Here is a 23812-nt window from a genome sequence, read left to right as displayed (position 1 = left end):
CCGATGTCATCAATCCAATCCTTCGACTTCAAGCCGGGCGCACGGATCGGCAACCGGTACGAGGTGCTCAGCCGCCTGGGCGTCGGCTGGGAGGGCGAGGTCTACAAGCTCCGCGAGATCGACACCAACATCGAACGCGCGGGCAAGTTCTTCTTCCCCCACCGCAACCGCCGCCGCAAGGCGTCGCGGGTGTACGCCCAGAAGCTGCACAAGCTGCGGGCGTTCCCGATCCTGATCCAGTACCACGCCAGCGACATCATCGAGATCGAGGGGCACGGCGTCGTGTTCCTGGTGTCCGAGTTCGTCGAGGGCGAGCTGCTGGAGGACTTCCTCAAACGCCAACGCGGCGGGCGGATCGGCGTGTTCCAGGGGCTGCACCTGCTGCACGCGTTGGCCGCCGGCATGGAGGGCATCCACGCCGCCCGCGAGTACCACGGCGACCTGCACATGGGGAACATCATCGTGCGGCGGTTCGGGATCTCGTTCGACCTTAAGCTGCTCGACATGTACCACTACGGCCCCGCCACCTCGGCCGACATCCAGGACGACGTCGTCGACCTGGTGCGGATCTTCTACGACGCCATCGGCGGCGCCCCGCGGTACGCGAAACAGCCGCTGGAGGTCAAAGAGATCTGCCGGGGCCTGAAGAGATCGCTTATCCTCAAGCAGTACCGCACGGCGGGCCAGTTGCGGCAGTACCTGGAGACCATGCAGTGGTCCTGACCAAGGCGAAGCGATCGGGCTGCTGGAAGCCCCTCCCCGAGGAGGGCGAAGGGGCGTCCGCGCTGTGGACGCGCTGCGACGAGCCGACCCAGTCTAACTGGCGCACGCCGGCCGGACGCGTGACCGCGTACTCCGCCCGCAGCCCCGGCAAGGAGACCCCCAACGAGGACGCGCTGGCGGTGTTCCAGACCGGCGACGGCAGCCTGGTGCTGGCGGTCGCGGACGGGATGGGGGGCCAGGCCGCCGGCGAGACCGCCGCCCGGCTCTCGCTCGACGCGCTCGCCGGCGCGCTCGCCGACGCCGAGCCGGACCCCGAGCGGCTCCGCTCGGCGATCATCGACGGCATCGAGGAGGCCAACCGCGCCGTGCTGGCCCTGGCCAACGGCGCCGGCGCCACGCTGGCGGTGGCGCTGGTGAGCGAGCCCTTCGTGCGCTCGTTCCACGTCGGCGACGCCAGCTTCCTGCTGATGGGTCAGCGCGGCCGCGTCAAGTTCGAGTCGATCGCCCACTCGCCGGTCGGCTACGCCGAGGCGGCCGGGCTGATCAACCCGGAGGATGCGCTGCAGCACGAGGAGCGGCACATCGTGTCGAACTGCGTGGGCGACGAGAAGATGCGGATCGAGATTGGCCCCGTGCTGACCATGGCGCAGTTCGACACGCTGCTGATCGCCACCGACGGGCTCGTCGACAACGTGCTGCCGGGCGAGCTGGTGGCGGGCCTCCGTTCGGGGCCGCTGGACCGCTGCGCGGCGGCGGTCGCGGAGCTGGCGCGCGAGCGGATGCAGCACGAGACGCCCGGCCTGCCGAGCAAGCCCGACGACCTGACTTTCCTGGCCTACCGCCGCGGCTAGTTGCGCAGCACGATCACCGGGCAGTGGGCCGCGCGGACCACGCGCTCCGCCACGGACCCCAGCAGCAGCCGCCGCAGCCCGCTGCGGCCGTGCGACGGCATCATGATCATGTCGATCTCGTGGGCCTCGGCGTAGTCGACGATCTCTTCGGCCGGCGCGCCGAACGCCACCGCGAAGTGCACCGCCTGCGCCCGCGGGTCCTTGATGTGCACCCGGAACGACTCCTCGATGCGCTCGGAGCGGGCCTCCTCGGTGATGCTCTCCCACACGATGGCGGGGTCCGCCACCGGGTAGCTGGACATCGGCGGCGCCACGTGCAGCACGCTCAGGTCCGACGGGTCGGCGACCATGTCCAGCGCATCGAGCACCGCCTGGTCCGCCTGCGCGGAGAAGTCCGTGGGCACGAGGATCCTCTTCTCTCTCTTGAACGAAATCACTTGGGGGCTCCTTTCGCACGGCCCCGGCTGTCGGCGGCGGGGGCGCCCGCCCACACAGCAAGGAGGTCCAGGGGGCTGACCACGCCGACCGGGCGTCCCCGGTCGTCGATCACAATTAAGCGGTGGATCCGCTCGGCGCACATCTCTCGGCTCGCGTCGCGGAGCGACGCCGACCGGTCGATGGTCTGCACGTACGGCGACATGTGCATGCCCACCGTGTCGTGGCAGACCTGTTCGATCCGGTAGGGGCTGGTGGGGGTGTCGCGGACCAGCACCTCGGTGACGGGGCAGCGGTCGCCCTGCTCGCCGGTGGCCTGCTCCACAAAGTCCATCGCGCTCAGCACGCCGACAACGCGGCCGGCGTCGTCCACGACCGGCGCGCCCGTCACGTCCGAACCGCGGAGCGCCCGGGCGGCGGTTTTCATCGCGGCCGACTCGTCGAGTGTGACCACCAGTCGCGACATGACGTCGGCCACCGACAGGGTGTCTACGTCTTGTAGTGCGCTCTTCATCGCCGTGCCCTCCCGTGGCTGGGCCGCGTCGTGCTGACGCCGTCGCAGCAGACCACGTCCACCCGGTTGTCCACGCGGCAGCCGGCCGGCAGGGCGCCGACCGCGTTCTGCAGCACGGACTTCAGGTAGAACGAAGGCACGCGTCCGGCCAGCACCAGCCGCCCGTGCTCAAAAGACACATGGACCGTGTCCAGGTGGTGGGCGAAATGCTCGTTCGACGCCAGGCGGTCCAGCGCAAGCCGCACGACATCGTCGGCGGTGCGAGCGGGTGAGGGGGTGGGGGCGATCGACTTGCTCGTGCCAATCATGACAAGGCCCTCCTGAATTCGTCCCGGTGGCCAGAGGGGGCGTGTGCTTGCCGGGCGTCCTGTATTATTCGCCTGAGCCCCGGTCGCGGCGAGCCTTGGCCGCGTGCAATTCTGGAATGCAAACGTCGCGCCGTGGCGGGGCGGCACGGTTGTGGCCGGAATCTTAAGAGCAACGCCGCGCATGCGCCGATCTGACGCACCCGGCGCGCCGATGCGTCACACACAAGGCCCTGACTTGCCCGCCCGCGGCTGGTAAAACCTGTGGCAGGCCATCCCCCCTCAGCAAGCAATCACGATGCCGCCAGATTCCGTCGCCAAGCACCAAGAGATCCAGGACTACGTGGGCTGGAACGCCGAGGACGCCCGGCGGATCCACATCGCCGCCGACCTGATCCTCGCCGGCGCCGAGCAGGTGGTCGACGACTTCTACTCGGAGATCAAACGCCACGACGCGGCCCGCGGCGTCATCACCGGCGGTGAAGAGCAGATCGACCGCCTGAAGTCGACGCTCCGCCAGTGGCTGCGGCTGCTGGTCACCGGGCCGTACGACCGCGATTACCTGGTCGCACGCCTGAACGTGGGGCGGCGGCACGTCACGATCGGGCTCGACCAAGTGTACGCCAACGCCGCGCTGGCGCGGATGCGGTGGCGGCTGACCCGGCTGCTGGGAGCGACCTGGAACCTGGATCCAAAGGAGCTGGCGCCCACGCTCGAGGCGCTGCACAAGCGGCTCGACCTGGACTCCATCATCATCCAGGACGCGTACCAGGCAGAGTACCTCGCCCAGCAGCAGTCACTCAGCAAGGAAAACCTGCAGCTCCGCACCGCGCTGGACCGCAGCCAGCCCGCCTGGGAGATCGTCGGCGAGAGCACGGCGATGAAGTCCGTCTACCGGCTGATCGAGCGGGCCGGCCCAACCGACAAGCCGATCCTGATCCAGGGGGAGAGCGGCACGGGCAAGGAACTGGTCGCCCGCGCGCTGCACCGCGCCAGCCTGGCGGCGGACAAGCCGCTGGTGGCGGTTAACTGTGCTGCGTTGCCAGAAACCCTGCTGGAGAGCGAGCTGTTCGGCCACGAGAAGGGCGCCTTCACCGGCGCGGTGGTCAGCAAGCCGGGCCTCTTCGAGGTGGCCGATGGCGGCACCCTGTTTATCGACGAGATTGGGGAGCTCGAGGGCGGGCTGCAAGCAAAACTGCTGCGGGTGCTGGAGGACGGGATGCTACGCCGGGTCGGGTCGATCCGCGAGCAGCAGGTCAACGTGCGGATCATCGCCGCCACCAACCGCGACCTGGCGAAGGAGGTTGAGCAGGGCCGCTTCCGCGAGGACCTGTACTACCGGATCAACGTGCTGCGGATCCATCTGCCGCCATTGCGTGAGCGGTTCGGCGACATCCCACTGCTGGTCGAGCACTTCGCCGAGGACGGGTGGACCTGGGACCAGCGGCTGCTGCAGGTGCTGGAAGGCTACGGCTGGCCAGGGAACGTGCGGCAGCTAGCCAATGCACTCGACCGGGCTATGATCCTCTCGGACGACGACTGCTTGCAGGTGGAGAACCTGCCGCCAGAGATCGTCCGTTCCAGCCAGCAGTCGGCGGTCTCCCCCGGCGGGGGGGATGGCGACCTCGACTCGGTGAACCGTCGGCACGTGTGCGAAACCCTGGCGCGCTGCGATAACAACAAAACGCGCACCGCCCGCGCGCTCGGCGTCAGCCGCCGCACGCTCTACCGCCTGCTCGAGAAGTACGGCATCGACCCGCAATGACCCTGTTTCGCAGGGCCGATTCGCGACTAGCCGATCGTGTTGTCTGGTAATCGGCAGCTCTGGCACGTTGGTTGCATCGGTTTGGGCGTCACCACGCCCCCGTCAATCTCCGGAGCATCGTCATGTCCGAAGAGAAGTACACAGAGCCGGCGCGTCCCACGTTGCAGGACGAGCACGAAGAGCTGATGTCGCTGCTGCGGAGCCTCAAACGCCGGCTGCAGGGACCGCCGTGGCAGGACCCGATGGTGGTCTCGCTGCTGGATTCGTTGCGCGAGCACCTGGACACCCACTTCACGTACGAGGAGTCGGAGGACGGCTTCGACCACCTCGCCCGCCGCGCCCCCTGGGTGTCGGACCGGGTGGTCGCCCTGGTGGCCGATCACCGGCGGCTGATGTCCACCGCCTGCGACCTGGCTTCGCAGGCACGGGCGGCCGAGCGCACCGCGCCGGCTTGGGCGGAGCTGCAGGCGGGCTACGGTCGACTGTTCGACGACCTCGTTGCGCACGAGGGCAAGGAGCACGATCTTTTTCAAGAGGTCTACACGCAGGACATCGGCGACAAGGACTAGCGGGGGCCGGCCGTAAATGGGCGGCGGGCGCATCCCTTTCGCCGCGGCGGGAGGTTATAATCGGTGCGTCACGTTAAGCCGACGCGGACCGCACCCTCCGGAGGAGGCCGTTCCGCGCGGCGGCATTCAGGATGCACAGCCATGCCCGTCGCGATGCAGCTCTCGCGGATTATCATCAGCGAGATTAACGACCAGCAAGTTATCTACCTCAGGGAGATCGACGGCGAGCGCACCTTCCCCATCTTGATCGGCATCTTCGAGGCGACCAGCATCGACCGCCACGTGCGTGGCGTGGAGACCCCCCGCCCGCTGACGCACGACCTGCTGGTGCAGACGATCGAGTCGCTGGGCGGCGAGCTGCAGGACGTGGTGATCAACGAGCTCCGCGAGCACACCTACTACGCGAAGCTGCGGGTGCGGCAGGCGGGCGAGCTGATCGAGATCGACTCCCGCCCGTCCGACGCGATCGCGGTCGCGGTGACCTGCGAGCCGCAGCTGCCGATCTATGTCTCTGAAGACGTGCTGAACGACGTCATGCGGGAGCAGATGTAGCCCGACGACCCCCGCTGAGGCGGAGCCGGAAGGTGGCGAACGCTTGAACCGATCCCTGCTGCACGCGTCGCTGTTGCTCTTCGCTTGGAACGTGCTTGGCGGGCAAGCCTGCGTGGCCCAGTTCGACTACGAGGCCGAGCCGGTCCGCTACTCCAAGACCGCGCCGACCGACGCGGTAGCGCAGCTCAAGAGCGCGATTGACGACGGCGTGGTCAGTCTGGAGTGGGACCAGCGCCAGGGCTGGCTGCCGGCGCTGCTCGACTACCTGTCTGTGCCCGCCGACTCGCAGACGCTGGTGTTCTCGAAGACCAGCATGCAGCGGCGGATGATATCGCCGGGTCGCCCCAGGGCGCTTTACTTCAGCGACGATGTTTACGTCGGCTGGATCCCCGATGCGCCGCTGCTGGAGGTCTCGGCGGTCGATCCGACCCTCGGCGCCGTTTTCTACACGGTCGATCAGACCGACCGCTCGCGCCCGGTAATCAACCGCGACAGCGGCCAGTGCCTGGCTTGCCACGCCACCCGCCAGACCGAGGGCGTGCCGGGGTACCTGCTGCGGTCGGTGTTCCCGGCGGATACCGGAGAGCCCCGCCTCGACTTCGGGAGCGAGGTCACCACGCCCGCCACGCCGCACGCACGCCGCTACGGCGGCTGGTACGTGACGTCGGTACTCGACCCGCTCAAGCACCGCGGCAACCTGATGGTGGTTGACGACGAGCTCACCCCGATGCTCTCCCAACGGACCGACTCCCTGCAGGGCGTGGTGAACACGCGGGCGTACCCGGCGCCGGGCAGCGACATCGTCGCGCTGCTGGTCATGGAGCACCAGGCGCATTTGCACAACCTGATCGCCCGCGCCTCGCACGAGACGCGCCAGGCCCTTCACTACGACGCCGCGTTGAACGCGGCGCTCCAGCGGCCGGAGGGGCACGTCTCGGACAGCGCGCGACGCCGGATCGCCGCCGCCGCAGACAGGCTGGTCCGCGGATTGCTGATGGTTGACGAGCCAGCACTGCCGGCGGCCGTCCGCGGTGCGGGCGGCTTCGCCGAGCGGTTCGCCCAAGGAGGGCCGTGCGACGACTCGGGCCGGTCGCTGCGGCAGCTCGACCTGAAACGCCGGCTGTTCCGCTACCCGTGCAGCCACCTAATCTACAGCGACGCGTTCGACGCGCTCCCGCTGGCGGCAGCGGCGGAGGTGCAGGCACGGCTCTCGGCTGCGTTGGCGGACGATCCTGCGGCGGGGTTCGAGGGGATACCGCTGGGCGATCGGCGCGCCGTCCGACAGATCCTGAACGCGACCAAGCCGGGGCTGCTGACCGAGCGACGTTGATCGCCACGCGGGCATTTGCTAATAGCGGCGTAGCCGCGTGCCACGCGGCGTCCCCCGCACCGCACCCCGCCCGATCATGAAGGCCCTCCCCCCAATCGCCACCGCGTGCATGCTGGCGTTGCTGTCGGGCGCCGCAGCAGCTCAGGAGTGGGCGTCGGCGGGCGTGTCGAAGATGACCGCGGCCTACGACCCCGCGGCCGGAGCGGTGGTGCTGGACGAGCCCTCGCAGCCGCGGATGGTCGACTACCACGTCACGCCAGCGGCGGTGTACCAGCCGCCAGGGCGGGCGTACGCCATCGACGACCGATTCGGATCGCCGGTCGCGGCCGCGCCGCCGGCGTCGACCGCCATCGTCGCCCCGCCCGGCGCCGGTTATGGGGCGGCCGCCCCCTACGCCGCCCCGTACTCGGGCGCGCTGCCGCCCGGGGCGTCGGTCCCCTCGTACAACGCCTGCCCGCCGGCCAGCCCGCACGCGTGCGCCCCGGTCTACGGGCAGCCGGCGCCGGTGATGGCCCCGTCCGCCAGCCTGTTCCCGGCGCGTCCGGCCCACGCGGAGATCGAGGGCCGCATGGGCGACCCGGCGGAGGTGCTGCAGGGCAACCTGATGCTCCCGTTCTGGCAGCAGCAGAACTCGTTCTGGTTCCTCGACCTCCGCGGTCAGTACGACGACGAGCGGGCCGGCGAGGGCAACTTTGGCTTCGCCCGCCGGCAGCTGCTGGACAACGGCCTGATCTCAACCTTCTACGGCTTCTACGACATCCGGCACTCCGCCTACAACAACAACTTCCAGCAGGGCATGGTCGGCTACGAGCTGATGAGCCTCGAGTGGGAGTACCGGGTCAACGGCTACCTGCCGTTTACCGGCACGCAGACCACCGGCCAGAACATCGCGTCGCTGGACTCCGCGAACAACATCGTGGTGCAGCAGGGGCTGGAGCGGGCGTACTACGGCATGGACGCCGAGTACGGGCTGCTGTTCTCCCCGGTTGGGTCGGACAACGAGTACCGAGGCTACATCGGCGGCTACTGGTTCGACACCAACGAGGCCGGCTTCGAGACCATCGCGGGACCGCGCGCCCGGCTGGAGGGCCGCTGCTACGACCTCCCCTACCTGGGCGCCGGGTCCAGGTTCACCTATGGGATCAGCTACCAGTGGGACAAGGTCCGCGAGTCGCAGTGGATCGCGTCGGCCAACCTGAGGATCCCGTTTGGGCGCGGCGCCCGGGCGGCGACGAAACTCTCGCCGATCGAACGCCGGATGCTCTCCGCCATCCGCCGGACCGAGTCGATCGTGACCGGCGGCGCGTTCGGCGCGGCCGAGCAGGCGGTGATCAGCTCGACCGGCGCGGTCGCGTCCAACGTGACCGTGGTCAACTCCGGAGCGTCCGCCGTGGCGGACGTAGCCGCGGGCGGCGACATCGTCGTGGTGACCGACAACATCAACATCGCGGCGACCGGGCCGATCGCGCTCAATCCGAACCAGTTCATCGGCGGCCAGTTCGACGTCGAAGGCCTGAACTCCGGCGCCCAGGCGACCTTTGGGCGGCGGTACACCGTCAGCGGCGACGCCGCCAACAACGTGATCCAGCTGGCGGACAACTCCACGGTAACCGGGCTCACCATCTCTGGCGGCGCCAACGGAATCGGCGGCAACAACGTGACCGGATTCAGGATTACCAACAACGCCATCAGCGGTGCGGCAAACGCCGGCGTAAACCTCGAGAACCTCAGCGGCGGCGACATTATCGACAACACTTTCACCGGCGGCGGCGTGACCGCCTCGGGGCTCGTGGCGAACACGCTGCTCGGCACGAGCGAGGTGAGCGGAAACTCGTTCAGCGGCTTCACCAACGACGGCGCCCGCGTGTCGGTGTTCAACGGCGGCCGGTTCAGCGGCAACACGGCGAGTGGCAACGGCGCCGACGGCATCCAGCTCACGACCGTGCTGGGCGGAGACATCACCGGCAACGGGAGCAGCAACAACGGCGGGGACGGCTTCGAGGTGAGCGACCTCTCCGGCGGCGTGTTCTCAGCCAACACCGCGAGCGGCAACGGCGACGACGGGATCGACTTCCTCAGCTCCGTGACCGGGGGGAGCATCACCGGCAACACGGCCACCGGCAACTCCGACCAGGGGTTTGCCTTCGCGGCCATCTCGGCGGGCGCGATCAGCCAGAATTCCGCGAGCGGCAACTCGGTCGACGGCTTCCAGGTCGCCTCGCTGACGGGCGGGGACTTCCAATTCAACACGTCCAACGCCAACACCGACGACGGCTTTCAAATCGGCAGCTTCACCGGCGGCACGTTCAGCAACAACTCCGCCAACAACAACACCGACGCCGGTTATGACGTCACGGGCGCCGGCGGCGCGGCCGCCGATAACACGGGCAGCGGCAACGGCAGCAACAACGTGTTCCCGTAGCGAAGTCGCCGCGGGCTACTCCGCCTCGTGCCGCACGGCGCCGTCGACGATCGTGAACCGCACGCTCGCCTCACCAAGGGACTCAGCGTCCGCCAGCGGGTTTTTATCGAGCACAACGATGTCGGCCAACTTGCCCGGCTCGAGCGTGCCCAGGCGTTGTTCATCGAACATCGCGTAGGCCGCGTCGGCTGTGTAGGCGCGGAGGGCCTCCTCGACCGTGATCCGCTGGGCCGGGTACCAGCCGTCGGGGTTCTTGCCGTCGAGCGTCCGCCGGCGCACGGCGGCGTCGAGCCCCGCGATCACGTCGGCCGGCGCAACGAACCAATCGCTGCCGAAGGCGAGCCGGGCGCCGGTGTCCAGCAGCGACCGGAAGGCGTAGGTGGTGCGGCACCGCTCCTTGCCGATCAGCGGCTCGGCCCAGCGGCCGTCGTCAACCGCGTGGTAGGGCTGCATACTGGCGATCACCGCCAGCTCACCGAACCTAGGGAGGTCGGCGGGGTGGATATGTTGAGAGTGCTCGATGCGGAACCGACGGTCGCGCGGCCCGTTCTCGCGGGCGACCTGCTCGAAGTTGTCGAGCTGCACGCGGATCGCGCGGTCGCCGATCGCGTGGACCGCGACCTGCAGGCCCGCCTGGTCGGCGCCGCGGGTCCAGGCCAGCAGGTCCTCGGGGCGGTTGACCAACAGGCCGCGGTCGCTCGGCTTGTCGTCGAACGGCTCGAGCATCGCCGCGGTGTGCGACCCCAGCGAGCCGTCGACAAAACCCTTCAGACCGTTCGCCCTCAGCCAGTCGTCGCCGGCGCCGTGCTCGGCGATGTCGTCCCGCAGCAGCTCCCACCGGCCCAGCGGCGTGTAGGCGCGCACACGGATCCGCAGCCTGCCGCTCGCCCGCGCGGCGCGCAACGCCTGGAGCTGCCGCATCGACCCCATGTGACAGACCGAGGTCACTCCGCGCGCCAGCAGGTAGTCGGTGGCCGCGTCGAGGTGCCCCAGCATCGTCTGCGCGGACGGATCCGGGAGCACCTTGCCGATCAGGCCCATCGCGTTGTCGCGCAGCAGGCCGGTGACGCGGCCGGACGGGTCGTGCTCGATGGCGCCGCCGTCGGGCGCCAGTGTGGCGTCGTCGATGCCCGCCATCCGCAACGCCTTCGAGCTGGCGAGCCCCATGTGCCCGTCCAGGCGATTGATCCACACGGGGTGGTCGCCGGCGGCCTCGTCGATCCAGTCCCGCGTGGGGAGCTCGCCGCCCCACAGGGTGTGGTCCCAGTCGCCGCCGATGATCCACTCGCCCGGGGCGAGCGTGGCGGCGTGCTCGGCGATCCGGCTGGCGAATATCTCTCGCGAGTCCGCGTCGCGGAGCTGCACGCCGCTGAGGTTTCGCCCCCCGTCGAACAGGTGGATGTGCGAATCGATCCCGCCGGGCATCACCAGCCCGCCCCCGGCGTCGATCACCCGGGCGCCATCCGATCGGAGCGCTTCGACTTCTGACCGCCGGCCGACGGCTAGGATCGTGGACTCTTTGACGGCGACCGCCTCGGCGAGCGGCTGCTCTGGGTTGCCCGTCCACACGGCGCCACCGACGATGATCAGCGTCGCCTGCGGCGCCTCGGCGGCTTGCAGGCAGAGCGAAGCGATGGAGAGCGAAACGAAAGCAACGGCGCCAAGAGGTCTGCGCATGCCGGACCTGGGGTGAGTCGTGAAGCGGACGCCTGAACGGCCCCGTCGGCAGGGCCGAGTCTGTGATACACCACCCCGGGTGGACGGGGCAACCAACTTGCGCAAACCGGTCCGCAATGCGCAGCGGGAGGTTGCTGGCGCCCGAAGCCGGCCGGCGCGGGCGGCATTCGGTCGTGTCGGCTTCTTCCCGGGCGGCGCGCAGACACTATGATGAGTTCCGTCGGCGCCTCACGCACAGCGGCGCCGCCGCCCTCCCCAATGGTCTCCCCGCGGCGTCCCCTCCCTCCCTTACGAGCAGCCGATGAAGCCGCCCCGCTTGGCGCCGTTCCTGCTATGGCTGCTACTGTTCTATTCTGTCTGGTTTGCGATCGCGGCGCCGCGGTGGCAGACCGTGACCTCCCACTGGCCGATCGCGCTGGCGATGGCGCTCGGCTCCTACGTGGCGGGGTCGACGCCAATGGGGGGCGGCACTGTCGGGTTCCCGGTGCTCGTGCTGCTGTTCCACATGCCGGGTTCGTTGGGCCGCGACTTCGGGCTCGCGGTGCAATCGGTAGGGATGGTCTCGGCGTCGATCTACCTGTTGTCCGCCGGCCGGCCCGTGCACTGGGGCCTGCTGCGTCCGGCTTTGCTGGGCGCGCTGATTGGCACGCCGCTCGGCGCCGCCTGGGTCGCCCCGTTCGTGCCCGACCTGTGGGTTAAGCTCACGTTCGCCGTGGTGTGGTGCAGCTTCGGCCTGATGCACCTGGTCAAGCTGCGCGAGCTGGTCGCGATGCACGGCGTCAGCGACCGCTGGCGCGCCTGGGAGCCGGCCATCGGCCTCGCGGTGGGCTTGCTGGGGGGCGTGGTGGCGTCGGTCACCGGTGTGGGGATCGACATGCTGATCTACGCGACGCTGGTGCTGCTGTTCCGGTGCGACCTGAAGATCGCCATCCCCACCTCGGTGGTGCTGATGGCGTTCACCAGCGTCGTTGGGATCTCCACGAACGTGCTGCTCGCTCGGCTAAACCCATCGTTCTACCGGGTCGACCCCGAGGTGTTCGCCAACTGGCTGGCGGCCGCGCCGGTTGTCGCCCTGGGCGCGCCGTTCGGGGCGGTGATTGTGAACCTGATCTCCCGCACGCCGACGCTTGTCGTGGTGTCGCTGCTGTGCATCGGACAGTTCCTATGGACCGTGGTCAGCGAGCAGGTCAGCGGCCCGACACTCGCCGTGTCGCTGGCCGGGGTGGCGTCGCTCAATCTGGTGTTCCACACCCTGTACCGGTGGGGAGGCGGGCGCAACGCCATCGAACTCCCCCTAGAAGGCCCCGAAGCGGCGCTCGAGGGCGCCGAGTAGATGGGCCGGCACGCAGGCAGGCCGCAAACGCAACAGCCCGCCGCGGCGGCGCCGGGCGGGCTGTTGATTGAGCGATTGAGCAACCGTCTTGGCCGCGTTTTCCGCTAGCCACGGGCCGGGCGGCGGCGAAGTGCGACCATCCCGACGCTGCCGGCGACCAGACTGCCGAACAAGAACGCGGTCGGTTCGGGCACCGCGGCCATGCCGGTGAAGCTGGCCAGCACGCCGCCGATGCGGAAGTCGTTCAGGGGGTCGCCCGGCGGATTGGCCGGCCCTGCAATCGCGAAGAAGCTGGTGGGCGACTCCGCGGAAATGTCGACGATGTTCCCGCCGGTCGTCGAAGTGAAGAAGTTGTTGGCGGTAGTGACCAGAAACGGGTCGGTGCTCAAGACGCCAGTGTCGTTCGGGCCGAACCGGTTGAAGTCGACGGCGGTGAACCCGTCGAAGGACACCGTGCCGCCGCTGACGTTCGACACCGACATGCCGAAGAACAGTCGCTGGCCGTTGGAAACCTTGTTCGAGCCGCCGCCCCAGATCCCTAGCCCGGCCGGGGTCTGGTTGATTAACCCGGTCCCCAGCACCACCAGCGTGGCGTCGAACGAGACCCCGTCGGCGTTAAGGCCGGTCTGCGTCTTGGTGTAAGCGAAGCCGGTGATCGTACCACCCGACGACGTAGAGAAAGGCACCAGGTCCGCCCGAGCGCTTGGCGCTCCAATCAGGCAAGCAGTGGCTAGTACGGCCAGGAATCGGGTCGTGCGCATTCTTCGCTTCTCGGCAGGCTTATCAGGGTGGGTAGCGACCAGCAGTGCCGCCCTCGACCGGGCGAGAACTGCGGCGGCGAACCGTCAGTATAGGCAGAATGCGAAGGAGGGGCAAAGGTTTTGTGCGGGATTCACGCGGCGCCCCTGCCGAGTGACTTCGCACTCCTATCATTGCCGCCAGCAGAACCGGGCCGCGACGCGAGCCGGGTGGATTTCCCGCCAAGAGTGGGGGGCGGACGCTACTTCACCACGTCCTCGAAGGCGGCAGCGAGGGCCGCTAGGCCGGCATCGCCCTGCTCGCGTGCGACGACTACGTTGACCCGCACCTCGCTGGTCGAGATCAGCTCCACGTTGATGCCGGCCGCGCTCAGGGCCCGGAACATGCGAGTGCTCACCCCGGTGTGGCTGCGGATCCCCACGCCGTTAACCGACAGGATGGCTACCGACGCCAGCGACGTGACGTCGCCGCCCAGGCGGTCGGCGATTGCTTCGACCACCTTCCGAGCACGGTCTGCGTCCTTGGCGGGCACGGTGAAGCTGAGCGTGGTTTTGCCGTCGCCGCCGACGCCCTGCACGATCATGTCGACGATGATCGACTCCGCCGCCACGCCCTCAAAGATGTCGGCCGAGATGCCGGGCTGGTCGGGCACGTTGGCCATGGTGATCAGGGCCTGGCTCTCGTCGAGCTCGCAGCCTTGCACGGTGAGGTCCTCCATCGCCTGCAGTCCGCTGACCACGGCGGCCAGGTCGGCTGCCTGCGCGACCTCCTGAGACGCCTCGAATGGCGCGACCTTGGCCGGCGGCCGGTCCAGCTCGAACTCGGCGTGCACGGCCCGTAGCGCCTCGAGGCCCTGTTCGCGTTTCACCAGGCAGCTCACCTTGATCTCGCTGGTGGTGATCGCCTGGATGTTGATGTCCGACTCGGCGAGCGCCCGGAACATGCGGTCGGCGACGCCGGCCTGGGTCGCCATGCCGAGGCCCACGACCGACACCTTGCAGACGGTGTCGTCGTGCGAGATGGGCCCCGCGCCCAACTCGCTGGACGCGTCGCGGGCAGCGGCCAGGGCGCGGCTAAGGTCGCCCTGGATCACCGTGAACGAGATGCTCGCCTTGCCCTCGCTGCCTGGCGTCTGCAGGATCATGTCGACCGTGATGTTCAGGTCGGCCAGTCGGCGGAAGATGCTGAGGCTGGCGCCCGGCTCGTCTGGCACGCCCTCGATGGTGATGCGGGCCTCTTCCTTGGTCAGCGCACAGCCGCTTACGGGGCGGTCCTCGGATTCCGCGATCGGGCCGATCACGGTGCCGGGAGCGTCGGTGAAAACGCCCGAGTTGCGGACGTGGATCGGCACGTGAAACTTCTTGCCGAACTCGATCGAGCGGCTGTGCATCACACCGGCGCCCAGGCTGGCCAGCTCCAGCATCTCGTCGTGGCTGACGTGGCTCATCTTGCGCGCGCTGGCGACCAGCCGCGGGTCGGTCGTAAACACGCCGTCCACGTCGGTGTAGATCTCGCACATCTCGGCGCCGAGCACCGCGGCGAGCGCCACGGCCGAGGTGTCGCTGCCGCCGCGGCCCAGCGTGGTGATATTGAGGTCCTGATCCACGCCCTGGAAGCCGGCCGCGATGACGATGTTGCCCTCGTCCAGCAGCGTCCGCATCCGGCTGGTGTCGATCGACTGGATCCGCGCCCGCGTGTGCGAGCTGTCGGTCCGCACGCCGATCTGCCCGCCCGTCAGGCTGACCGCCTTGCCGCCCAGGTCGTGGATGGCCATCGCCACCAGCGCCACGGAGACCTGCTCGCCGGTCGACAGCAGCATGTCCATCTCGCGGGGCGAGGGGTCTTCGCACACCTGCCCGGCCAGGTCGACCAGGATGTCCGTGTTCTTGCCCATGGCGCTGACCACCATGACCACCTGGTTGCCCTGCTGCTGGGCGCGGAGCGCGCGGCGGGCCGCGGCGCGGATCTTCTCGGCGTCGGCCACGCTGGTGCCGCCAAACTTCTGAACGATTAGGGACATGGCTTTTGAATGGGAGCCGCCGAGTTGCTCGAGCGACTAGCGGTTTGGGTAAGAGTAGCCATGGGCGCCAGCCCATGGACTGAGGTCTTGGAAGGTATGTTATTCGTCCCGGGGCTGGCGCCCTGGGCTAGGCGGACGGTCGTGCTATTGAATGAACCACCGCATCGCGTCCCAGCCCTGGTCGAACCGCAGCTCACTGGCCGCCGCGTTGGCGTCGCCGTACGCGGAGCACGCGTCGGGGGCGATGCCGGCGCCGGCCATCGTGACCGGCACGTTGCCGTGGGTGTGCTTCTTGGTGCTGAGGAAGGTGGGGTGGTCGGGGCTGATCATCACCCGCCATTCGCCGTGCGACTTGAGCGCTTCGAGCAGCGGGCCGACGATGTGCTGATCGATCTGCTCGATCGCCTTGACCTTCTCGTCGGTCCGGCCCTCGTGGCTGGCCTCGTCGGGCGCCTCGACGTGGACGCAGACGATGTCGTACTTGTCGAGCACGTCGATGGCCGCGCGGCCCTTGGCGGCGTAGTCGGTGTCCAGGTAGCCGGTCGCGCCCTCCACCTCGATGCGGTCCCAGCCGACCAGCGCGGCGATGCCCCGCAGCAGGTCGACCGCGGTGATCATCGCCCCCTTAGGACCGAACTTCTGAGCGAACGGTTCGAGCGTCGGCGCTCCGCCCTGGCCCCACAGCCAGACGTTGGTCGCCGCGCCCTTGCCCTCGGCCGCCCGCTGCTTGTTCACGGGGTGATCGGCGAACAGCTCGCAGGTGGCGTCCATCAGCTCGACCAGCACGTCCGCGCCCGGCCCGCGGGGGTGGGCGTTGGCCACCGGCAGGTCGGTCCAGTCGTGCGGCGCTTCGCTGCGGGTCGAACCGTCAAACGGCGCGGCCAGCTTGTCGCCCCGCCAGATCAGGAGATTCCGGTAGCTGACTCCGGGCACGAACTCCAGAGCCCCGTTCCACTTCGGGTCGCTCGCGACCTGCTCCTGCACGGTCTTGAGTAGCGCCGTCGACTCCTCTGTCGTGATATGGTCGGCCGTGAAGTCCTTCATCACCCGCTCGCCGTCGACCTGGTCGATCGTGACCAGGTTGCAGCGGACGGCCCAGTCGCCCTCGCCGAGCGCGATGCCCTGGGCGGCGGCCTCCATCGGCGCGCGGCCGGTGAAGTGCTCGAACGGGTCGTAGCCCAGCAGGCTCAGGTTGCCGATCTCCGACCCGGCCGGCAACTGATCGGGCGTGTGGCAAGCGCTGGCGATCACTCCCTGGGCGACGACCGCGTCCATGTGCGGCGTAGCGGCCGCCTCGAGCGGCGTGCGGCCGCCGAGCGACCCTTGCGGCTGGTCCGCTGCGCCGTCAGGGATGATGACAAGGTATTTCATGCGATTTCGGATTGGTGATTTCGGAATGCGGATTGTGTGCAATCAACTAGTGCCAGTCGTGGCCGCACCACAGGCATTGTTTTGCTTGTGGAGTGCGCACCACACGATTGCATGCCGCGCATAGGTTGATCTCATTTTCTGTTGCATGCTCTGCCAGAACCCGCAGGGCAACTGATATTCTGAAACCGTCGGATCCTTGCTCCAAGAGAGCATGGGCATCCGGGCTCTCCGTCGCGAGTCTACTTTCAAGCATTCTGGCAGGCTTCCCGCCCCCGTGCTCTGCTTTAAGACGGGCTTGTCGCAACTTCTCGGCGACTCTCTCGTCGAACGTAAGCAGGTGGAAGTAATTGCCAAAAACGTACTGACAAAGCGCCTCATCGTCATCGTATTGCGGATTGTGTGAGTCGCTGGCCATCTGATCATTCCGCAATCCGAAATCCGCACTTCGCAATCGTCAGTCCCGCACCCACATCTTGACCGGCTCGCCGCGGCAGGCGTCGAGGGCGGCGATGGTGGCGCAGGCGCGGTCGGTGGCGGCCTCGCTGGCGCGGTGGGTCATGATCACCAGCGGCACGGCGGTGTCGCCCTCCAGGGGCTCCTTCTGCAGGATCGAGGCGATCGAGATCCCCTCGGCGCCGAACGCGTTGGTCACCTTGGCCAGCACGCCCGGGTGGTCCTCCACCATCGCCCGCACGTAGCGTTTGCCGGTCGAGGTGGCGAAGTCGGCCTGGTCGACTCCCTTCACGGCGTCGGACCACAGGCCGAGCGTGTGGAACGTGAGCGCGGTGCGGCCGACGGCCGTGTCGATCAGGTCGGCCACTACGGCCGACGCGGTCGGCATCTGGCCGGCGCCCTGGCCGTGGTAAAACAGCGGGCCGACGGCGTCGCCCTTGACCAGCACCGCGTTGAACGGGCCGCCGACCTCGCCCAGCGGGCTGCCGGCGCGGACCAGCGCGGGGTTCACCTCGCAGTCCAGGCCGTGCTCCTTCAGGTCGGCGATCGCCAGCAGCTTGATCTTGTAGCCCATCTCCTCCGCGTAGCTCACGTCCAGCAGGTCGACCGTGTCGATACCCGAGCGGGGGATCTCCTGCCACTTGAGCCGCGCGCCGAAGGCGAGCTGGGACAGGATCGCCAGCTTCTGCGCCGCGTCGGTGCCGTCGACGTCCATTGACGGGTCGGCCTCGGCGTAGCCCAGCCGCTGCGCCTCGGCGACCACGTCGGAGTACGACGCGCCCTCGGTGTGCATCTTGTCGAGGATGAAGTTGCTGGTGCCGTTGAGGATGCCGTGCAGCGAGGTGACCTGGTTGGCGGTCAGGCACTGACTGAGGTTGGCGATGATCGGGATCCCGCCCGCCACCGACGCCTCGAACGCGATCGAGCGGCCCAGCTCGCGGGCCCGGTCAAACAGTTCCGGGCCGTGTTCTGCTAGCAACGCCTTGTTCGCCGTGACGACGTCCTTGCCCGCTTCGAGCAGCTTGATCATCACCGTGCGGGCCGGTTCGATCCCGCCCATCAGCTGGGCCACCACCTTGATTTCCGGGTGGTTGATGACCTCGTCCATGTCATCGGTCAGCACGCCCGCGGGCAGGTCGCAGTCGCGGGGCTTTTTGAGGTCCCGCACGGCGGCCTTCTCGAGCCACAGCACGCGGCCGGCGTGCCGGGCGGTGCGGTCGCCGTGGTCCAGCAGGATCTTCGCGACGCCGCTGCCGACGGTTCCCAGGCCGATGATGCCAACTTTGGTCTTTTCCACGGTGATTTCGCTCGGCTGTCGGAAAGAATTAGCCACGGATGAACACGGGTGAACGCAGATTGGTCCTAGGACCGGCCAGTCGGTGCGCATCCGTGTTCATCGGTGGCCAAAAACAGACCCGCCATGGTAGTTAGCCGATCGACCGAAGGTCAATGGTCGGAGCGGTTTGCGCTAATGGCCCGCGGCGGTAGAATCGCCCGTTCCGCACGCTCGCGGAGGGGGCCGCTCTCTGGCCGCAATCCAAAATCCCGAATCCGCAATCCGCCATACGACATGCCCCGCTACAACCCTGCGACGATTGAGCCCAAGTGGCAAGCCTACTGGGACAAGGAAAAGACGTTTGCCGCGCCGCAGCTGCCCGAGGGGGATGGCGGCAAGCTCTACGCGCTCGATATGTTCCCCTACCCGTCGGGCGACGGGCTGCACGTGGGGCACCCGGAGGGGTACACCGCCACGGACATCGTCTGCCGCGCGAAGCGGATGCAGGGCGTCAGCGTGGTTCACCCGATGGGGTTCGACGCGTTCGGCCTGCCGGCCGAGGAGCACGCCATCAAGACCGGCGAGCACCCGCGGGTGCAGACCGAGAAGAACATCGCCACGTTCCGGCGGCAGCTGAAGATACTCGGGTTCAGCTACGACTGGGACCGCGAGATCGCCACGACCGACGTTGACTACTTCCGCTGGACGCAGTGGATCTTCCTGCAGCTGTACGACACCTGGTTCGACAAGGAGCAGCAGAAGGGGCGACCGATCGCCGAGCTCGATATTCCTGAGGATGTGCAGGAGCTGGGCGAGGACTTCGCCGCCCGCTGGGTCGACGAGCAGCGGCTCGCCTACCAGAGCGAGGCGCCGGTGAACTGGTGCCCGGCGCTCGGCACGGTGCTGGCCAACGAGGAGGTGATCGACGGCAAGAGCGAGCGCGGCGGCCACCCGGTCGAACGCCGCCCGCTGCGGCAGTGGATGCTTCGCATCACCGCCTACGGCGACCGCCTGGAAAGCGAGCTGGAGGGCCTCGACTGGCCCGAGGGCGTGAAGGCGCTGCAGCGGAACTGGATTGGCCGGAGCGTCGGCGCCGAGGTGGATTTCCGCCTAGCCGAATCTCAATCACCGGCGGAACCCGGCGGTTTTCCCGCCAAGCCCGCCGACGACGTGCTGCGCGTTTATACCACTCGGCCCGACACGCTGTTCGGCGCAACGTACATGGTGATCGCGCCCGAGCATCCGCTGGTCGCGAAGCTGACCACGGGTGAGCGGGCCGACGCGGTCAAAGCGTACGTGAAGGCCGCCTCGTTCAAGAGCGACCTCGACCGCACCGAGCTGGCCAAGGACAAGACCGGCGTGTTCACCGGCTCCTGCGCCATCAACCCGGTTAACGGCGAGCAGATCCCGATCTGGATCGCCGACTACGTGCTGATCAGCTACGGCACCGGCGCCATCATGGCCGTGCCGGCGCACGACGAGCGCGACTTTGAGTTTGCCCAGAAGTACAACATCCCCATCAAAGCCGTCGTGCAGCCGGCGAGCGCCGTCCCGCCGGAAGACGCGGCGAAGATCCTCGCCGGCGAGATGTGCTACCCGGCCGAGGGCGTTGCGATCAACTCTGGCGAGTTCGACGGCGCGCCGACCGCCGAGTTCAAGCCGAAAATCACCGCCTGGCTCGCGGAGAAGGGGCTGGGCCAAGAAGCGGTCAACTACAAGCTGCGCGACTGGCTGTTCAGCCGGCAGCGGTTCTGGGGCGAGCCGTTCCCGATCCTGCACGAGCTGAACGACGCCGGCCAGCCGACCGGCCGCGTGCACACCGTGGCCGAGGAAGGCCTGCCGGTCGACCTGCCGCACCTGGACGACTTCAAGCCGCACGGCCGGCCCGAGCCCCCGCTCGACAAGGCGCCAGACGAGTGGCTCTACCCGGTCATCGACGGGGTGAAATACAAACGCGAGACCAACACCATGCCGCAGTGGGCCGGCAGCTGCTGGTACTACCTGCGGTTCCTCGACCCGAAGAACAGCGAAGCGGCCATCGACCCCGAAATCGAGAAGGCGTGGATGCCGGTCGACCTCTACATCGGCGGCGCCGAGCACGCGGTGCTGCACCTGCTCTACGCGCGGTTCTGGCACAAGGTGCTGTACGACCGCGGCGTGGTGCACACCCGCGAGCCGTTCCAGAAGCTGGTGAACCAGGGCATGATCCTGGGCGAGAACAACGAGAAGATGTCCAAGAGCCGCGGCAACGTGGTCAACCCGGACGACGTGGTCGGCGAGTACGGCGCCGACTCGCTCAGGCTGTACGAGATGTTCATGGGCCCGCTGCCCGACAGCAAGCCGTGGAACATGGACGGCGTGGCCGGCGTGCGGAATTTCCTGGGCAGAGCCTGGAGGCTCGTCATCGACGAGCGGGCCGAGGCGATGGCGCTGAGCAACGCGATCACCGACGCCGAGCCGACCGAGGAGCAGCTTCGCACGCTGCACGCTGCGATCAAGGCCGTGACCGAGGACATCGACAAGCTGTCGTTCAACACGGCCATCGCGCGGCTCATGGAATTCACCAACTTCTTCACCAAAGAGGACTCGCGGCCCCGGGCGTGCATCGAGCCGTTCGTGCTGCTGCTGTCGCCGTTTGCACCGCACATCGCTGAGGAGATGTGGCTCGCCCTGGGGCACAACACTTCGCTCGCCTACGAGCCGTGGCCCGAGTTCGACGAGAGCCGCCTGAAGCAGGACACGATCGAGATCCCGGTGCAGGTGAACGGCAAGGTGCGGTCAAAGGTTCACGTACCCGCAGAGGCGACCCAGGGCGAAGCGCTGGCCGCCGCCAAGGCGGACGAGAAGATCGCCGACCAGATCGCCGGCAAGGAGATCAAGAAGGAGCTGTACGTGCCGGGAAGGCTGGTGAACCTGGTGGTGAAGTAGCAGCGGCGCGGCGTCCGCCGACGGTGCGCAATCCGCCTCCTGCGCACGATGGGAGGAGTGGGGCGACTCCGACGGAAATCATCACACGGTCGCAGGAATTGCCACAGAGTCGCACAGCCTCGTAAGAAGTTCACGATCGGATCTCTGTATCGACGACCCTAGCTGTGTTAGGTTGTCGCATAAGCGCGGGGTTGTCCCCGTGGCTCTTCTCTCACGTACGAACGTACTACGGCCCGGTTGGCCGGTATGGCAGGTGCATCCATGAAAAACGTCGTTGCAGTTGTGTTGGGTGGCGGTCGCGGGACGCGGCTGCAGCCGCTTACTACTTACCGCAGCAAGCCGGCCGTGCCGTTGGCCGCCAAGTACCGGCTGATCGACATCCCGATCAGCAACTGCCTGAACGCCGACCTGAACCACGTGTTCGTGCTCACGCAGTTCATGACCGCCAGCCTGCACCAGCACATCCGCGGCACGTACCGGTTCGACGCGTTCGGCGGCGGCTTTGTCGAGATCCTGGCCGCGCAGCAGACCATGGACGCCGACGCCACCCTCGACTGGTACCAGGGCACAGCCGACGCGGTCCGCAAGAACCTCCGCTACCTGCTGCAGCCGGGGTTCGACTACGTGCTGATCCTGTCGGGCGACCAGCTCTACCGGATGGACTTCGCCAAGATGCTGGCCGAGCACCAGGCGAGCGGCGCGGACGTGTCGATCGCCGGCAAGCCGGTCGACCAGTCCGAGGCGTCCGCCCTCGGCATCATGCGGCTGGACGACTCCGGTCGGGTGATCGGGTTCGTGGAGAAGCCGCAGACGCAGGAGCAGCTCGACCAGGTCCGCATGGACCCGGCCTGGATCGACGCCCGCGGCGTCCAGAGCCACGGCCGCGACTGCCTGGCCTCAATGGGCATCTACCTGTGGAACCGTCAGGCGATGGTCGAGGCCCTGGAGCAGAGCGACTCTTCGGACTTCGGCAAGGAGATCTTCCCGAACGCTATCAACCAGCGGCACGTGCAGGTGCACCTGTTCGACGGCTACTGGGAGGACATCGGCACGATCCGCTCGTTCTACGAGTGCAACCTGGCGATGGCGCGGGAGGACTCGCCGTTCTCGCTGGCGGACGCCGCGCGGCCCATCTACACCCGGCCCCGGTTCCTGCCGCCGACCCGCTGCGACGGCGCCACCATCAAGCAGAGCCTGATCGCCGACGGTTGCGAGATCGAGCCGGGCGTGACCATCGAGAACAGTGTGATCGGCCTGCGGTGCCGCATCGGCAAGGGCGCCGTGATCAAGGACTCGATCGTCATGGGCGCCGACATGTACGAGACCGCCGACCAGATCGCCGCGCTGCCGCCCGGCACGCCGCCGCTGATGATCGGTGCGGGCGCCGTGATCGAGAAGGCGATTGTCGACAAGAACTGCCGCATCGCCCCCGGTGTGAGGGTCGTGAACGACACCGGGCAGGACGACTACGGCGAGGGCCGCAACTGCGTCGTTCGGGACGGCATCCTGGTGGTGCCCAAGAACCACACGCTGCCGTCGGACTGGCGGCTGTAGGGCCGCCGGCAGAACCGGCCGAATCCGCATCTCCCGCAGGTTTTTCCGCGAACGTGGACGGGTCTGCCGCCGTACGGCATACTGACTGATAGGCCCCCGCTCCGTTGGCGGCTGGCCGCTTTTCTCTACTGCCCTGGATGCTCAGGAAACGTCCCGAAATGCCGCGTCACCCTCACGCCACGCCCGTCCTGCTCCCCGCCACGCCCGCCCTGGCCGTCCTGCTATCGGTTGGTGCGGCCGGCGTCGCCTGGTCGCAAGAGAAGCCCTCCGCAAAGATCGAGCCCTACACGGGTCCGGCGGTCTACCTGGAGGAGAGCAGCGAGTCCGTGCCGGCGACCGTGGTGGGCTCGGACGTGCAGACCACCAAGTACGACAACGGCAAGGTGCGGATCGAACGCGGCCTGACCAAGTACTCCGATAACAGCCTGGTCAGCAACGGCGTGTACCGCGAGTTTTACCCCAACGGCCAGCAGTTCGTGGACGGACAGTACAACAGCGGCGACCCGGCCGGCGAGTGGTCCTACTGGCACCCGAACGGTCAACTGGCCAAGAAGGTGACCTACGAGCAGGGCAAGCCGACCGGGACGATTGAGCTGCACCGCGAGGACGGCACGCTCGAGGCCCGCCGCTCGTTCGCCGCCGGCAAACGCGACGGCGTGTGGGAAAATTTCGCCGCCGACGGCGAGACGCGGCTTGCCGAGTACGCCTACGCGGAGGGCGTGCCGACCGGCACGTGGAAGTGGTGGTACGAGTCCGGCAAGCCCCAGCGCGAGCTGAGCTACCAGGACGGCAAGACCGAGGGGATCGCCACCGAATGGGCCGAAGACGGCTCGAAGAGGGCCGAGGTGCCCTTCCGCGACGGCAAGCGGCACGGCGTGGCCACGCAGTGGACCGCCGACGGACGCGAGATCTCGCAGAAGTACGAAGACGGCAAGCCGGTCAACAATTAGACCCGCCGGGCTCCGCCCGCACCGC

General features: G+C 68.1%; 20 protein-coding genes. 11 read left to right on the top strand and 9 right to left on the bottom strand.

Annotation, left to right across the window (positions count from 1 at the left end; all coding sequences use genetic code 11):
• Positions 1-3 precede the first annotated feature (3 nt).
• Positions 4-723, top strand: coding sequence for a protein kinase domain-containing protein (locus KOR34_RS15470; RefSeq protein WP_146565504.1), 720 nt, complete (start codon positions 4-6; stop codon positions 721-723).
• A complete protein-coding gene (locus KOR34_RS15465; RefSeq protein ID WP_197531440.1) occupies positions 714-1574 on the top strand; it encodes a PP2C family protein-serine/threonine phosphatase in 861 nt (286 codons plus the stop codon). Before KOR34_RS15470 ends, KOR34_RS15465 begins: the two co-directional genes overlap by 10 nt.
• On the opposite strand, the gene KOR34_RS15460 is transcribed toward KOR34_RS15465, so the two are convergent.
• From KOR34_RS15460 to KOR34_RS15450, 3 genes are read right to left on the bottom strand one after another with little or no spacing between them, the layout of a single operon-like run.
• Complete coding sequence (locus KOR34_RS15460) at positions 1571-1978, bottom strand: universal stress protein (protein WP_197531439.1); 408 nt, start codon at positions 1976-1978, stop codon at positions 1571-1573. The two genes, KOR34_RS15465 and KOR34_RS15460, sit on opposite strands and share 4 nt — an antisense overlap.
• A gap of 29 nt (positions 1979-2007) precedes the next feature.
• On the bottom strand, positions 2008-2523 hold the full coding sequence (locus tag KOR34_RS15455; protein WP_146565499.1) for a CBS domain-containing protein: 516 nt from the start codon (positions 2521-2523) through the stop codon (positions 2008-2010).
• The gene (locus tag KOR34_RS15450; protein ID WP_146565497.1) at positions 2520-2831 is read right to left on the bottom strand and encodes a BON domain-containing protein; all 312 of its coding nucleotides are present in this window, start codon (positions 2829-2831) and stop codon (positions 2520-2522) included. The genes KOR34_RS15455 and KOR34_RS15450 overlap by 4 nt, the downstream gene beginning before the upstream one ends.
• Positions 2832-3126: 295 nt before the next feature.
• Here KOR34_RS15450 and KOR34_RS15445 point away from each other — a divergent pair, with 295 nt between their 5' ends.
• The 5 genes from KOR34_RS15445 (at position 3127) to KOR34_RS15425 (ending at position 9466) form a co-directional block, all read left to right on the top strand.
• Positions 3127-4593 (top strand): sigma 54-interacting transcriptional regulator, encoded by a 1467-nt coding sequence (locus tag KOR34_RS15445; RefSeq protein WP_146565495.1) that lies wholly within the window; start codon positions 3127-3129, stop codon positions 4591-4593.
• Between the two features lie 122 nt (positions 4594-4715).
• On the top strand, positions 4716-5162 hold the full coding sequence (locus tag KOR34_RS15440; RefSeq protein ID WP_146565493.1) for a hemerythrin domain-containing protein: 447 nt from the start codon (positions 4716-4718) through the stop codon (positions 5160-5162).
• A gap of 141 nt (positions 5163-5303) precedes the next feature.
• Positions 5304-5714: a bifunctional nuclease family protein gene (locus KOR34_RS15435; protein WP_146565491.1), complete on the top strand. Its 411-nt coding sequence runs from the start codon at positions 5304-5306 to the stop codon at positions 5712-5714.
• A 43-nt stretch (positions 5715-5757) separates the two neighbouring features.
• Positions 5758-7044: a hypothetical protein gene (locus KOR34_RS15430; protein ID WP_146565489.1), complete on the top strand. Its 1287-nt coding sequence runs from the start codon at positions 5758-5760 to the stop codon at positions 7042-7044.
• Between the two features lie 76 nt (positions 7045-7120).
• Positions 7121-9466: a right-handed parallel beta-helix repeat-containing protein gene (locus KOR34_RS15425; RefSeq protein WP_146565487.1), complete on the top strand. Its 2346-nt coding sequence runs from the start codon at positions 7121-7123 to the stop codon at positions 9464-9466.
• Positions 9467-9481: 15 nt separating this feature from the next.
• Here the strand turns inward: KOR34_RS15425 and KOR34_RS15420 are convergent, their stop codons facing one another.
• Entirely contained in the window at positions 9482-11143 is a 1662-nt protein-coding gene (locus tag KOR34_RS15420; RefSeq protein WP_146565485.1) for an amidohydrolase, read from the bottom strand.
• Positions 11144-11444: 301 nt separating this feature from the next.
• Between KOR34_RS15420 and KOR34_RS15415 the strand changes: the two genes are divergently transcribed.
• Positions 11445-12476: a sulfite exporter TauE/SafE family protein gene (locus tag KOR34_RS15415; RefSeq protein WP_146565483.1), complete on the top strand. Its 1032-nt coding sequence runs from the start codon at positions 11445-11447 to the stop codon at positions 12474-12476.
• Between the two features lie 104 nt (positions 12477-12580).
• On the opposite strand, the gene KOR34_RS15410 is transcribed toward KOR34_RS15415, so the two are convergent.
• From KOR34_RS15410 to KOR34_RS15390, 5 genes are all read right to left on the bottom strand, one after another.
• The gene (locus KOR34_RS15410; protein WP_146565480.1) at positions 12581-13162 is read right to left on the bottom strand and encodes a hypothetical protein; all 582 of its coding nucleotides are present in this window, start codon (positions 13160-13162) and stop codon (positions 12581-12583) included.
• Positions 13163-13476: 314 nt separating this feature from the next.
• Entirely contained in the window at positions 13477-15255 is a 1779-nt protein-coding gene (locus KOR34_RS15405; protein ID WP_146565478.1) for an aspartate kinase, read from the bottom strand.
• Positions 15256-15399: 144 nt separating this feature from the next.
• Positions 15400-16626: a cofactor-independent phosphoglycerate mutase gene (locus KOR34_RS15400; protein WP_146565476.1), complete on the bottom strand. Its 1227-nt coding sequence runs from the start codon at positions 16624-16626 to the stop codon at positions 15400-15402.
• Positions 16627-16672: 46 nt separating this feature from the next.
• Entirely contained in the window at positions 16673-17041 is a 369-nt protein-coding gene (locus tag KOR34_RS15395; protein WP_146565474.1) for a hypothetical protein, read from the bottom strand.
• A gap of 39 nt (positions 17042-17080) precedes the next feature.
• Positions 17081-18376 carry a homoserine dehydrogenase gene (locus KOR34_RS15390; protein ID WP_228714625.1) on the bottom strand — a complete coding sequence of 432 codons (1296 nt, stop codon included), beginning with the start codon at positions 18374-18376 and terminating at the stop codon, positions 17081-17083.
• A gap of 273 nt (positions 18377-18649) precedes the next feature.
• Here KOR34_RS15390 and leuS point away from each other — a divergent pair, with 273 nt between their 5' ends.
• The 3 genes from leuS to KOR34_RS15375 all read left to right on the top strand — a co-directional run bounded on the left by leuS (position 18650) and on the right by KOR34_RS15375 (position 23787).
• Positions 18650-21283 carry a leucine--tRNA ligase gene (gene leuS, locus KOR34_RS15385; protein WP_146565470.1) on the top strand — a complete coding sequence of 878 codons (2634 nt, stop codon included), beginning with the start codon at positions 18650-18652 and terminating at the stop codon, positions 21281-21283.
• A 261-nt stretch (positions 21284-21544) separates the two neighbouring features.
• On the top strand, positions 21545-22837 hold the full coding sequence (locus KOR34_RS15380) for a glucose-1-phosphate adenylyltransferase (RefSeq protein WP_146565468.1): 1293 nt from the start codon (positions 21545-21547) through the stop codon (positions 22835-22837).
• A gap of 158 nt (positions 22838-22995) precedes the next feature.
• Complete coding sequence (locus KOR34_RS15375) at positions 22996-23787, top strand: toxin-antitoxin system YwqK family antitoxin (protein ID WP_197531438.1); 792 nt, start codon at positions 22996-22998, stop codon at positions 23785-23787.
• The last annotated feature ends 25 nt before the right edge of the window (positions 23788-23812 follow it).

This window comes from Posidoniimonas corsicana (genome assembly GCF_007859765.1).
Taxonomy (GTDB): domain Bacteria; phylum Planctomycetota; class Planctomycetia; order Pirellulales; family Lacipirellulaceae; genus Posidoniimonas; species Posidoniimonas corsicana.
The sequence above is the reverse complement of the archived record's forward strand: the minus strand, read 5'-3'. Positions and strand labels throughout refer to the sequence as shown.